The following is a 13,350-nucleotide window of genomic DNA, read 5'->3' on the forward strand; positions in this document are numbered from 1 at the left end:
CTAAAGGTAAATATATGTACAAATAATATTAACGATACCAGCTACAAGCATAGGGATTGCTGTTCTCTTAACTACTTGTAAAGGATTTACATTAGTCATCGTTGATACTGCAATAATAGCTGGAGCAATCGGACTTACACATCTACCGAATCCCGTCATGATTTGAATTGGAGCAATCATTGTTATTGTTTCTACACCAAAAGATTTTGCAATATTTGGAATTAATGGAGCAAAGCTGAAGAATGCTGCATTACCTGACCCCATTAAAAATGCAGAAACTGCAAGTAAAATTGATATAAAAATAATAATAGCAATTTCATTGAAACCAATACTTTTTGCATAATCAACTAATATATCAACAAAACCCACCGATGATAGTCCAGTAGCAAAAACTTGCCCACAAACAATCAGACTTACTGTTATTACAAATAGATGTCCCATACCTTTAAAAAAAACCATAATGGAATCCAAAGTTGCGAAAAAACTTTTCTTATGCACAATTTCGAAGATAATAGCTATGAATGTAGAAATCAGCATTGCAACGGGTACATTCATTTTAATGTAAGAATCAAAAATTCTACTAAATCCCAATATTAGAACCAGAGGAATAATTGGCAATAAAGCATAAAGTTTAGGCGTGTTTTTTATAGATGATATGTTTTCGCTTAGTTCTTGCTCTACTTGTTCTCGGTTAAAAATAAAACCTTCTTTCTTATCAAAATAACGTTGTACAAAAAAATTAGTGATTGCTACTGCGATCAAAATAGGTATTGTAGTTGGAAGTTGATGACTAATGAAATAAGTTGCAGGATCTACATTAGCTGTTTTCGCTGCCAAAATGACATTACCACTACCTGGTCCATGATCAATAAATTGACAAGTTGCAATAACAGCAAGTGCTGATAATTTTGATACACCACTCCTGATTAATATTGGGTACATTGTTACCATAAGTAATAAAGCTAACCCTGCATGAGATGGAATAAAGATCACTAAGAATTGAGTAACTACAAAAGATATGATAAGCAATACATATGGTGATTTAATTGATTTAAGTGGTTTTTCAAACACTTTAAATAAAGCATAGCTTGCTCCTACATGATCCATATAAGCAGAAAATCCAGCAATCGACATTAATGTCAAACCTAAACCAGATAATGTTGATGACATTTTAATATTAATGACTTGAAATAAGTCAAATAACCCAGGTGCAAAGCTTGTTTTTCATTTAATATAGGTTCATTTTGAAATATAAGAGAAAGACTTAACAGTGCTAATCCAGATAATAACAATGACATGTGAGCATTAACTTTTTTATATAGCAGATATATAAGCAGTGCTATAGCAATTAAAGAAAAAATAAGTCCAATCATATTTATCTCCTTAGTCGTTTATAATATCTTATTATCGAACTATATGATAAAATATTATCAAATAGATAAATTTTTATCAATTCTATACTTAGAAAAAGTTTTTATTTTTTTATTTAAATTAATTAGGGGTAAAAATAAATGGGCATAAATAATGAAAAATCTTTCTATACAAAACTAGTTCACTTTTTAGGTCAAGCATTGGGACCTAAATACGAGATTGTGTATCACGTTATCTCTAAAAGGGGATCTTACATTGCTGCTATTCATAACAATCATATCAGTGGGCGCACTCTTAATTCTCCACTAACTGCATTTGCTAGTCAGCTAATTCAAGATAAGGTTTATTTACAAAAGGATTTTATCCATAGCTATAAAGCGTCTGTTACTGGAAATAAAATAATAACGGGATCAACATTCTTTATTAAAGATAAAGACAATGAGATAACAGGGTTGTTATGCATAAATTATGATAATACAGATATCAAAGAAAGCATCAACGCATTAATTAAGTTAGAAAATCTACAGAATTTTTTCTCTATAAATAATAACGAATTATCGAAAGAAACGTATTCACTCCAAAAAGAACATTCCCCAGATTTAGTTCTTGAGAATTTAAGTCAATCCATTGACGAGCTTGTTGAAAATGCTATTAGTGAGTATCAATCGAGTTATCATTTAACATCTACACAAAAAAGAGATTGTATTGAAAAAATATATATAAACGGTATTTTTAATATTAAAGGAGCAATTCCTGTAGTGGCAAAAATGTTAAATATATCGGAACCTAGCATATATCGCTATTTACAGAAAATAAAGATGTCAAAATAACTACATAATTTCAAATTTAGAATTCTTCTCGCCTCCTGCAAGAGGAGGCTGAATATAGCGTTAATGAGGTTATCAGTGAATTTCTGTTTCCGAGCAGTAAATTAAATTTTTCATAAAAACTTTATTAAGTTAGTGCTTTCTTTATCTCTGCAAAAATTTTCTTTATTACGTAGGTACTTAGCAAAAAATATCTTTAAACAAAGATGAATAATGGCACGCCCTATTGGATTCGAACCAATGACCTACGGCTTAGAAGGCCGTTGCTCTATCCAGCTGAGCTAAGGGCGCATTTACATTGGATATTAAAGGAAGTGGTCGGCGAGATAGGATTTGAACCTACGACCCACTGGTCCCAAACCAGTTGCGCTACCAAGCTGCGCTACTCGCCGAACGATGAGAGCATTATAATTTGCTTTTGGATTCAGTCAATCAATTTTTTCTATTTTTCATTCAATCGCTTAAATTTATTTCAATTTAGCTTACATTTACTTATTTTTTCTGACAGAATATGCTCACATTCCATCTATATCAATAAAAGGGAAAAATTGATGAAAGCTGAAGTTCTTTCAGGTACTTTGTTATCGAAACAGATTAAATCTGAAATTGCAGTTAAAATTCAACATCATATAGCTCAAGGAAAACGTAAACCTGGTCTAGCTGTCATTTTAGTTGGTGCGGATCCTGCTTCACAAATCTACGTGGGAAGTAAACGTAAAAGCTGTGAAGAGATTGGTATTTATTCAAAATCTTATGATTTACCTGAAGAAACTTCACAAATAGAGTTACTCGAATTAATCGATAAACTAAACCATGACGATACTATTGATGGCATTCTTGTGCAATTACCGTTACCTCAACACATTGACACAACAGCAGTAATTGAGAAAATTTCACCAGAAAAAGACGTTGATGGATTTCACCCATATAACGTGGGGAGATTATGTCAACGCATTCCAACATTGCGAGCCTGTACACCTTATGGTGTGATGAAGTTATTAGAAACGACAAAACTGGATTTTCACGGTAAGCATGCTGTAATTGTTGGAGCATCAAATATCGTCGGTCGTCCAATGGCATTGGAATTATTACTTGCAGGTTGTACTGTTACTGTAACTCATCGTTTTACTGTTGATTTAGAAAAACACGTAAAACAAGCTGATATTCTAGTCGTTGCTGTAGGTAAACCACACTTTATATCTGGTGAATGGATAAAAGAAGGTGCGGTGGTTATCGATGTCGGAATAAATCGTGTAGAAGGAAAACTGAAAGGCGATATTCAATACGAAGTGGCTAGCCAAAAGGCGGCGTTTATCACACCTGTTCCTGGTGGTGTAGGACCAATGACTGTTGCAATGCTAATGCAAAACACATTGACATCTTATGAGCGAGCTATAAGCTAAAGCCATTTTTAAACGAGCTGAGCCAATGATTTGTTGGTTAAAAGCTAATTTTATTTTTCAGCTAAAATTACCGCTCTTTTTGGAGCGGGATAACCCTCAATAGTTTTACTGTTATCCTGAGGATCAAGAAAATCAACCAAACTCTCATTTTCTAACCAGTCGGTTTTGCGTTGTTCGTGCAATGACGTAGTGGAAACATCAACACAGCGTACATTCCGAAAGCCTATTTTTTCTAGCCAATTAATGAGAGCTGCAACAGATGGAATAAAATAAATATTCTTCATTTTAGCATAACGATCTGTTGGTACAAGTACGCTGTTTACATCACCGTCAATTACTAACGTTTCTAATACTAACTCCCCTCCCTTAGTTAATTGATTTTTTAATTGACTAAGGTGATCTAGTGGTGATTTACGATGATAAAACACCCCCATAGAAAACACTGTATCAAATGCACCCAGCGGTTGCATTTCTTCAATGCCTAGTGGAATTAAATTAGCCCTACGATCATTATTAAGTAATTTTCTCACAGCTTCAAACTGACAAAGAAAAAGTGCGGTAGGATCAATCCCCACTACCATTTTTGCTCCCTCACCAACCATTCTCCACATGTGGTAACCATTGCCACAACCTACATCAAGTATCATACGATCTTTTAGCGAGGATAGATGAGGTAAAATTCGCTGCCATTTAAAATCAGAACGCCATTCACAATCAATATGAATACCATGTAAATGATAAGGTCCCTTTCTCCAAGGCATTAATTGCTTAAGGTGATAAATAATCCGTTGTCGTTCGCCATCAGATAGAGAATTAGTACTATTAACCATTACAGCCGTTTTTAAATTAACATGTTCAGCTTGCAAGTGCGGTAGAAAATCGATCACTTTTGACCACTTTTCATATTCACCATGTGGCTGTTGTTGCCATTGTTTAAGTTGGAGCGGTAAAGTTTCTAACCATGCTGATAAGTTTGTTGTAGCAATTTGTTTATAAAACGGGCGGAAATCGATCATAATAAGGCTTTATTAGTTTATATCTATCTAAATTTTGAAGAATATCGCATTTTATCTCATTTACCTCTATTATTCTATTTTCCTTTTCGATAGACTAAACCAAAATCAGATTAGTTGTTATGAATTATGGAATCAGTTGAAATTTTAGTGAATATTACTCCAAGTGAAACCCGTATCGCTTTAATCGAAACGGGAATCTTAAAAGAAGTGCATATTGAACGACAAGCAAAACGAGGCATTGTTGGTAATATTTATAAAGGTCGAGTCACTCGCGTATTACCTGGTATGCAATCAGCTTTTGTTGATATTGGTTTAGAAAAAGCTGCATTTTTGCACGCTTCTGATATTGTTTCCTACACAGAATGCGTTGATGAAAATGAGCAAAAGCAATTTGCAGTAAAAGATATTACTGAATTAGTACGAGAAGGACAGGATCTCGTTGTGCAAGTAGTAAAAGATCCTTTAGGTACAAAAGGTGCGAGATTAACTACCGATATTACTTTACCGTCTCGTTATTTAGTATTCATGCCTGAAAATAGCCACGTTGGAGTATCACAACGAATTGAAACCGAAGAAGAACGTGCAAGACTAAAAACGCTAGTCTTACCGTTATGTGATGAATTAGGTGGTTTTATTGTTCGCACTGCTGCTGAAGGCGTTACTGAAGAAGAATTAATACAAGATGCAGAGTTTTTAAAACGCTTATGGCGAAAAGTGATAGAACGTCGTAAAAAATATCCTGCACGCTCTATGTTGTATGGTGAATTAGCCTTAACACAACGTGTTTTACGAGATTTTATTGGCGTAGGATTAGAAAAAATTCGTATTGATTCTAAACTCTGTTTTGCAGATGTGAAACAATTTACTGAAGAATTTATGCCTGCACTCACAGACAAACTGTCACTTTATTCAGGAAATGAACCGCTCTTTGACATATATGGTGTAGAAAAAGCGATTCAAATTGCCTTGGACAAACGCGTTGATTTAAAATCTGGTGGCTATTTAATTATTGAGCAAACGGAGGCTATGACAACGATTGATATCAATACAGGTGCTTTTGTTGGACACCGTAATTTAGAAGAAACTATTTTTAACACTAATATTGAAGCTACTAAAGCCATTGCTCAGCAACTACAGTTACGAAATTTAGGCGGTATTATTATCATTGATTTCATTGATATGCAAACTGAAGAACATCGCCTTCGTGTATTAGAATCTTTACAAGAAGCTTTATCAAGAGATCGAGTTAAAACGAATGTTAATGGTTTTACTCAATTAGGATTAGTAGAAATGACTCGTAAACGAACAAGAGAAAGCTTAGAACATGTACTTTGTGGCGAATGTATCTCTTGTAAAGGTAGAGGACGAGTAAAAACGGTAGAAACAGTCTGCTATGAAATTATGCGTGAAATTATTCGAGTTAATCACTTATTTTCTAGTGAACAATTTGTAGTTTACGCTTCAAGAGCGGTTGCAGATTATTTAATTAATGAGGAAAGCCATGGACTACTTGCTGAACTAGAAGTTTTTATTGGAAAACAAATTCAAATTAAAACGGAAGTTTTTTATAATCAAGAACAATTTGACGTAATTGTCATGTAGCACTGCGGATAGCGAAAATACTAAAATACGACCGAACTTTTGAACTGTTCTCTTAGCCTAAAGAGAATTTTAATTTTTAATGACGAGACTATGATGCTAAATAAAGTTACTGAATCCCTCTTAACCTCAAGCCGTATATCGATTTCCGATTTACCAAATATTTTTGATCTTATTTTTGAACGTAACATTGATTATGCCGATTTATTTTTTCAACTCAGCCAAGATGAAAACTGGATATTAGAAGACGGTATTATCCGTGAAGGAGGCTTTCACATTGATCGTGGCGTTGGCGTACGTGCAATAAGTGGCGAGAAAACTGGCTTCGCATACTCAGATCAGATTAAATTAGCTCAATTGCAACAATGTGCGGGAGCAGTAAAAGCTATCACCAAAACTAAGCAAAACACTATTATCACTCCTATCGCTTTTAATCCTATTAAGCCACAGCTACGCTACCAGCCACTCAACCCACTTGAAACGCTTAGCAAAGAGAAGAAAATCGAATTGTTACATTTAATTGATCGTACTGCATGGGCAGAAGATCCTCGTGTCACTAAAGTAACCGCAGGATTAACCGCTCTTTATGAAGAAGTGTTAGTGGCTGCTACCGATGGCACGTTAGCTGCAGATATTCGACCATTAGTGAGATTATCAGTGTCTGTTCTAGTAGAGCAGAATGGAAAGCGAGAATATGGTGGAGCTGGTGGCGGAGGTCGTGTTAGCTTAGATTGGTTTTTTCAAAACTACAAAGGAGAACAACGGGCAGTACATTACGCTAAAGAAGCCGTTCGTCAAGCATTAGTCAATCTGACTGCTGTGGCCGCACCAGCAGGATCTCTTCCTGTGGTACTTGGTGCAGGCTGGCCTGGTGTATTACTGCATGAGGCTGTTGGACATGGTTTAGAGGGGGACTTTAATCGTAAAGGCAATTCCTTTTTCAGCGATAAAATAGGGGAATTAGTTACATCACCACTTTGCACTATTGTTGATGATGGCACAGTACAAGATCGTCGAGGTTCAGTGACCATTGATGATGAAGGCGTACCAAGTCAGTATAATGTTTTAGTTAAAGATGGTATCTTACAAGGTTACATGCAAGACAAAATGAATGCTCGCTTGATGGGAGTATCTCCTACGGGTAATGGACGACGTGAAAGTTACGCACACCTGCCAATGCCACGTATGACGAACACTTATATGCTCGCAGGGAAAAGCAAAATGGAAGATCTAATCGCCTCTGTAGATTACGGTATTTTTGCACCGCACTTTGGTGGTGGGCAAGTGGATATAACTTCTGGTAAATTCGTATTTTCCACTGCCGAAGCTTATTTAATTGAAAATGGTAAATTAACAAAACCAGTAAAAGGGGCAACTTTAATTGGAAACGGCATTGATGTTATGCAAAATATCTCTATGGTTGCAGATAATCCAGAGTTAGATACTGGCGTTGGCGTGTGTGGCAAAGCAGGACAAAGTATCCCCGTTGGAGTAGGACAACCAGCACTAAAAATCGAAAAAATTACTGTAGGCGGTACAAGTACAGAATAGTTGTGTAACTCTCATTAAAAAAGCACTAAGAAAATTTAGCACCCTACTGATTAAAGCAAGTAGGGTTATTTTTATTATTAATCTTATTGATCCACTTTAATTTCTTCAACTTGACTTATTACTATTCCATCAACAAAACGCAGATAAATCTTTTCTCCTGAAACAACTTGTGAAACAGAGGTAATCGCATTTCCTTTTTCTGTTTGCACTAGTGAGTAACCACGTGATAATACTTTCAGTGGACTTAAGCTGTCCAGCTTACTACAAGTTGTGACTAGTTGATGTTGTTTTGCTGTAAACGTTTTATTTACAGCAGAATCCAACCGCACTCTAAGCTTTGATACATATAACTGCTGTTGATGAATACGATATAACAAAAGATTAATATTTAAACGCTTATAAAGCACAGCAAATTTGTGGTATTTTTTATCTCTCTGATAACGCATTGCTTGCTGTAATCTGTGAGTAAGCTGTTGCAAATTATATTTTTGTATCATTAGCTTCGTTTGTGGATGCTGATTTTTTAAACGTTCTAAAAGATGTTGTAACTGCTGTTTTTTCAACACAAAAAAACGATCGAAAGCTATTTCTAAACGTTGCTTACGATCCAAAATCCGATTCAATAATTCTTGCTGATCACGACTCACTAACTCCGCGGCTGCTGATGGTGTTGCGGCCCGCAAATCTGCTACAAAATCAGCAATTGTGACATCTGTTTCATGTCCTACAGCACTAATAATAGGTATATTAGAACAAAAAATGGCTCTTGCCACAATTTCTTCATTGAAACACCATAAATCTTCTAATGATCCGCCCCCTCGTCCAACAATCAAAACATCAACCTCATTGCGACGATTCGCAATTTCAATAGCTTGTACGATTTCAGCAGCAGCGTCTTTACCCTGTACCGCTGTTGGATAAATAATTACTTTTAGGCTAGGATCACGACGTTTTAGAATATGCAGAATATCTTGCAGAGCAGCTCCCGTTGCAGAAGTCACTACGCCAATCGTTTTACAAAAGTGCGGTAATTTTTTTTTCAGATTTTGTGCAAATAACCCTTCTGAGGATAATTTAATTTTTAATGCCTCAAACTGCTGTTGCAATAACCCCTCACCTGCAGGATGCATGCTATCAATAATTAATTGATAATCACCTCTTGGCTCGTACAAACTAACGGCTCCTCTCACCAGTACTTGCATGCCGTTTTGCGGATGAAATGTAACTCTACTGTTTTTCATTCTAAACATAGCACAACGAATTTGTGCATTTTCATCTTTCAAAGTCAAATACCAGTGACCTGAAACTGGTTGACTAAAATTAGAAATTTCCCCTGTTAACCAAATCAACTTCCATTCACGTTCTAATAAACCGCGAACTGATTGATTCAAACGAGAAACTGAATAAATTTCATTATCTTGCATTATTACTCCAGTAATATCCAACCATCATCAAACCAATTGCATAAGCTATCAATTAATAATTCTAGTTTAGTTTCAGGCACTTTTTCATTTCTACACGCATTTTGTAAGTCTATAAATCTCAAGCTTTTGCCATCGGCTAGTTGTTGCAATACTTGTTTTTCTGTACTATTTAGCTCATCTAACCACTCACCGTTAGCGTAAATTTGCAGAGGATTTTCAGTGTAAACTAGTTTACAATTATTATCTTGTTTAATCACGGCGTTTTCTTCTCTTAATAATTTACGAACATCATCAGGATCAAAAACTTCTCCTGTGGTTAATAATTCATAACGGCGAGAACTCACTAACATTGCGACAGCATGTTCAAATAATGAATCAAATTCTGTAGAGTTTGCAAGATTAGTTAAAAATTGATGTTTCATTTCTGCTACTGTTGATGGTAAAAGATGCCCTGTATTTTGTAATTCAATTGGTAACCGCAAAGGAATATTAAATTTCGTTAAATCAATATCAAGTTGCTGATGACAAACACTATGATTAACTTGAGCCAATACATCCTTCAAATTAGGATAACGCAAACCAAAAGAGAAAGTTAAGCAGTCATCTTGAGCAACACCATAGTGAGATAAGCGAGAAGGAACGTACAACACATCACCTGGTGCCATCACTTCGTCTAGCACTAATTCTCCCATTTCATCAAAAATTCGAATAGGCTGATTTGGTTTAAATTCTGTTGTTGGATCGCACCATTTCCCTAACTGCCAACGACGATGACCATAACCTTGCACTAAAAAAACATCATATTCATCATAGTGTTTTCCAACTGAACCACCTTTAGGTGCATAAGACACCATAATATCATCACGTTGCCATTGAGGAATAAAAGAAAAAGCCTCCCAAAGCTCACTCAGTTCTGTTGACCATTGCTCCATATTCTGCACTAGAACTGTCCATTTGGGAGGAAGTTCAGCAAAATCGACCGCACTTAGTGGGCTACACTGTAGTTGCCAATCATCATCAGCATATTGCTTCAATAAACGAGCTGTAACATCTTCTTGTTGAGCTAATTCAATAATATCCTGAGGTTCAAATTTCCCCACAATTTGTGGTAAGCCATTGCGTATAAGTAGCGGTTTTTTCTGCCAATAATCACGTAAAAAAATTTCAGCACTAATATGATTCGGTAAACAAAATCCAGCCATCACTATTATCCTTTTTCTTTAAGTGCGGTTTGTTTTAAAGATTTTTTTGCTTGTTTTTGAGCTTGCTGTTGTAAAAGCTGCTGCTCAGCACGTTTACGACGAATTTCTTTTGGATCAGCTAATAAAGGTCGATAAATTTCAATGCGATCACCAGCTTTCACTTGATCAGTCAATTTAGCTGGACGGCTGAAAATACCCACTTTGTTTTCCCGCAAATCAATTTCCGTAAATTGTTGTAAAATACCTGACTGCAAAATCGCAGTTTGTACCATCGTGCCTTGTTCCACTTGTAACGTCTTCAAAAAATATCGATTTGGCAAAGCATAAGCAACTTCAATCTTAATTTGATTCATAAATACCCCATTTATTATTGATAAATTGCTTTTGCACGTTGTTTAAATGCTTCAATCATACTGATAGTTAAATGGTGGAAAATTTTCCCAAAAGTAAAGCTAACTAAAGAATTAGAAAATTCAAATTCTAATTCTAATCCAATTTGGCAACATTGTTCGTCAATTTCATTAAAACGCCATTCTCCCCGTAAAAAACGGAAAGGTCCCTCTACTAACTGCATCTTAATTGAACGATTTTCTATCATTGTATTTTTAGTGGTAAAACGCTGACGAATCCCCGCTTTACTGATCACTAATTCTGCAATTAGTTCTTTTTCCCCTTTACTAATCGTACTTCCTGAAATACAACCAGGCACAAACTCTGGATAGCGTTCATAATTATGTACTAAATCATACATTTGTTTTGCACTATAAGGAACTAAAGCACTTTTATTTACACTTGGCATTACAACAATTCATTATCAAATAAAAATTTTTGCTATTATAGCCAAAAAGTGTGTTATAAATAAGCAAAAAATTGAGGTCACTATAATGAATATTAAACAACTATTTATTTTATTATTAGAAAATAGACAGGCCGCCGCACAAAAAATCCAATCCAATCCAATCCAATCCAATCCAATCCAATCCAATCCAATCCAGTTCAGTTCAGTTCAGTTCAGTTCAGTTCAGTTCAGTTCAGTTCAGTCTATTCTTCTTCGACTTTTAAGTTTTGCTATTAAGTATGGTTACTGTACAGGAAATACTCAAAATTTCCCATTAGAAAAAGCTATCCATTGGTTGACACGACAGATTACAACATTGAGTAAAAAGTAGTTTTCCGTTACAATAGCCCTCCGTTTATGACTAGAGATTAAAAAATGTCGGAAATTAAATTAATCGTAGGCTTGGGTAATCCCACAGAAAGATATGCTGAAACTCGCCATAATGCAGGGGAATGGCTTATTGAACGCCTCGCTTGCCGATTTAATTTTAGTTTAAAAGAAGAAAGTAAATTTTTTGGAAAAACTGCCCGCACTCTAATTGCTAATAAAGAAGTACGTTTTTTGATTCCTACAACTTTTATGAATTTAAGTGGTAAATCAATCGCCGCATTAGCAAACTTTTATCGAATAAAACCTGAAGAAATTCTGATTGTTCATGATGAACTTGATTTACCTCCTGGTGTAGCAAAAATTAAACTTGGCGGCGGACATGGTGGACATAACGGTTTACGTGATACTATTGCTCAATTAAGTAATAATAAAAATTTCTATCGTCTGAGAATTGGTATTGGACATCCTGGTGATAAAAATTTAGTTTCTGCTTATGTTCTTAGCAAACCTTCTCCTACAGATAAACAACTAATTGATAAAACGCTAGAAGAGGCCACTAGTTGTATTGAGTTATTACTGCGTGAAAATATGACTAAAGCAACTAACAGATTAAACAGCTTTAAAGCGTAACAAACAAAGAAGATTAAGGAAAAATTATGGGATTTAAATGTGGTATTGTAGGCTTACCAAATGTCGGTAAATCTACCTTATTCAATGCACTAACTAAAGCAGGTATCGAAGCTGCAAATTATCCATTTTGTACGATCGAACCTAATACTGGCGTTGTACCTATGCCTGACTCTCGCCTAGATGCCTTAGCAGAAATTGTCAAACCCGAACGAGTACTCCCAACTACAATGGAGTTTGTCGATATTGCAGGACTCGTTGCAGGAGCCAGTAAAGGTGAAGGTTTAGGTAATAAATTTTTAGCGAATATTCGAGAAACTGACGCTATTGGTCACGTAGTACGTTGTTTTGAAAACGACGATATTGTACACGTATCAGGTAAAATTGATCCTGTTGACGATATTGAAACTATCAATACTGAGTTAGCATTAGCCGATTTAGAAAGTTGTGAACGAGCAATTCAACGTTTACAAAAACGTGCTAAAGGTGGTGATAAAGAAGCAAAATTTGAACTTTCTGTAATGGAGAAAATTCTACCCGTTTTAGAAAATGCGGGAATGATTCGTTCTATTGAATTAGATAAAGACGAATTAAAAGCGATTAAAAGTTATAATTTTCTTACTTCAAAACCTACTATGTATATTGCTAATGTCAACGAAGACGGTTTCGAGCATAATCCTTATCTAGATCGAGTACGTGAAATTGCAGCAAAAGAAGGTGCTGTAGTTGTCCCCGTTTGTGCTGCGATTGAATCAGAAATAGCTGAACTTGATGACGATGAAAAAAACGAATTTCTACAAGATTTAGGTATTGAAGAACCAGGTTTAAATCGAGTAATTCGTGCAGGTTATGCTCTATTAAATCTCCAAACTTACTTCACTGCTGGAGTAAAAGAAGTGCGAGCGTGGACTGTTTCAGTCGGAGCAACTGCTCCTAAAGCGGCTGCTGTCATTCACACTGATTTTGAAAAAGGTTTCATCCGTGCTGAAGTAATTTCTTATGACGATTTTATTCAGTTTAAAGGGGAAAATGGAGCGAAAGAAGCAGGTAAATGGCGTTTAGAAGGCAAAGACTACGTTGTACAAGATGGCGATGTGATGCATTTTCGCTTTAATGTATAATTTAAAAAAACTCACCGCACTTTTGGCCGAATAACTCAAAA

At 35.5% G+C, this 13,350-nt stretch carries 13 protein-coding genes and 2 tRNA genes; 6 read left to right on the forward strand and 9 right to left on the reverse strand.

All coding sequences use genetic code 11. The annotated features are described in order from the left end of the window. On the reverse strand, positions 1 to 1,170 hold the full coding sequence (gene dcuC, locus ACFQ02_RS05445) for a C4-dicarboxylate transporter DcuC (protein WP_380820281.1): 1,170 nt from the start codon (positions 1,168 to 1,170) through the stop codon (positions 1 to 3). After that, complete coding sequence (locus tag ACFQ02_RS05450) at positions 1,146 to 1,373, reverse strand: hypothetical protein (protein WP_380820283.1); 228 nt, start codon at positions 1,371 to 1,373, stop codon at positions 1,146 to 1,148. The genes dcuC and ACFQ02_RS05450 overlap by 25 nt, the downstream gene beginning before the upstream one ends. A 138-nt stretch (positions 1,374 to 1,511) precedes the next feature. Here ACFQ02_RS05450 and ACFQ02_RS05455 point away from each other — a divergent pair, with 138 nt between their 5' ends. Then, on the forward strand, positions 1,512 to 2,201 hold the full coding sequence (locus ACFQ02_RS05455) for a helix-turn-helix transcriptional regulator (RefSeq protein WP_380820285.1): 690 nt from the start codon (positions 1,512 to 1,514) through the stop codon (positions 2,199 to 2,201). 211 nt (positions 2,202 to 2,412) lie between these two features. Here the strand turns inward: ACFQ02_RS05455 and ACFQ02_RS05460 are convergent. Further along, positions 2,413 to 2,489 (reverse strand) — tRNA-Arg (locus ACFQ02_RS05460). Positions 2,490 to 2,513: 24 nt separating this feature from the next. Beyond that, a tRNA-Pro gene (locus tag ACFQ02_RS05465) sits at positions 2,514 to 2,590 on the reverse strand. 159 nt (positions 2,591 to 2,749) lie between these two features. Here ACFQ02_RS05465 and folD point away from each other — a divergent pair. After that, positions 2,750 to 3,601: a bifunctional methylenetetrahydrofolate dehydrogenase/methenyltetrahydrofolate cyclohydrolase FolD gene (folD, locus tag ACFQ02_RS05470; protein WP_380820288.1), complete on the forward strand. Its 852-nt coding sequence runs from the start codon at positions 2,750 to 2,752 to the stop codon at positions 3,599 to 3,601. 50 nt (positions 3,602 to 3,651) lie between these two features. Here folD and cmoB read toward each other — a convergent pair whose 3' ends face one another. Then, positions 3,652 to 4,617 (reverse strand): tRNA 5-methoxyuridine(34)/uridine 5-oxyacetic acid(34) synthase CmoB, encoded by a 966-nt coding sequence (gene cmoB, locus ACFQ02_RS05475; protein WP_380820290.1) that lies wholly within the window; start codon positions 4,615 to 4,617, stop codon positions 3,652 to 3,654. 126 nt (positions 4,618 to 4,743) lie between these two features. On the opposite strand from cmoB, the gene rng reads away from it, so the two are divergent. Continuing rightward, positions 4,744 to 6,219 carry a ribonuclease G gene (gene rng, locus ACFQ02_RS05480; RefSeq protein WP_380820293.1) on the forward strand — a complete coding sequence of 492 codons (1,476 nt, stop codon included), beginning with the start codon at positions 4,744 to 4,746 and terminating at the stop codon, positions 6,217 to 6,219. A 93-nt stretch (positions 6,220 to 6,312) separates the two neighbouring features. After that, positions 6,313 to 7,767, forward strand: a complete 1,455-nt coding sequence (tldD, locus tag ACFQ02_RS05485; RefSeq protein WP_380820366.1) for a metalloprotease TldD — start codon at positions 6,313 to 6,315, stop codon at positions 7,765 to 7,767. An 83-nt stretch (positions 7,768 to 7,850) separates the two neighbouring features. On the opposite strand, the gene xseA is transcribed toward tldD, so the two are convergent. Genes xseA through ACFQ02_RS05505 form a run of 4 tightly spaced genes read right to left on the reverse strand, consistent with a single transcriptional unit; the run spans position 7,851 to position 11,192 of the window. Beyond that, complete coding sequence (gene xseA / locus ACFQ02_RS05490) at positions 7,851 to 9,191, reverse strand: exodeoxyribonuclease VII large subunit (protein WP_380820295.1); 1,341 nt, start codon at positions 9,189 to 9,191, stop codon at positions 7,851 to 7,853. 2 nt (positions 9,192 to 9,193) lie between these two features. Next, positions 9,194 to 10,393: a ribosomal protein uL16 3-hydroxylase gene (locus ACFQ02_RS05495; protein ID WP_380820297.1), complete on the reverse strand. Its 1,200-nt coding sequence runs from the start codon at positions 10,391 to 10,393 to the stop codon at positions 9,194 to 9,196. A gap of 5 nt (positions 10,394 to 10,398) precedes the next feature. Continuing rightward, a complete protein-coding gene (locus ACFQ02_RS05500) occupies positions 10,399 to 10,746 on the reverse strand; it encodes an RnfH family protein (RefSeq protein ID WP_380820299.1) in 348 nt (115 codons plus the stop codon). A gap of 14 nt (positions 10,747 to 10,760) precedes the next feature. Next, complete coding sequence (locus ACFQ02_RS05505; protein ID WP_380820301.1) at positions 10,761 to 11,192, reverse strand: type II toxin-antitoxin system RatA family toxin; 432 nt, start codon at positions 11,190 to 11,192, stop codon at positions 10,761 to 10,763. 414 nt (positions 11,193 to 11,606) lie between these two features. Here ACFQ02_RS05505 and pth point away from each other — a divergent pair, with 414 nt between their 5' ends. Together pth and ychF are read left to right on the forward strand one after the other, a co-directional pair. Next, a complete protein-coding gene (gene pth / locus ACFQ02_RS05510) occupies positions 11,607 to 12,191 on the forward strand; it encodes an aminoacyl-tRNA hydrolase (protein WP_380820303.1) in 585 nt (194 codons plus the stop codon). A 26-nt stretch (positions 12,192 to 12,217) separates the two neighbouring features. Next, on the forward strand, positions 12,218 to 13,309 hold the full coding sequence (gene ychF / locus ACFQ02_RS05515) for a redox-regulated ATPase YchF (RefSeq protein WP_380820305.1): 1,092 nt from the start codon (positions 12,218 to 12,220) through the stop codon (positions 13,307 to 13,309). The last annotated feature ends 41 nt before the right edge of the window (positions 13,310 to 13,350 follow it).

Source organism: Seminibacterium arietis (genome assembly GCF_042675725.1).
GTDB classification, from domain to species: Bacteria; Pseudomonadota; Gammaproteobacteria; order Enterobacterales; family Pasteurellaceae; genus Seminibacterium; species Seminibacterium arietis.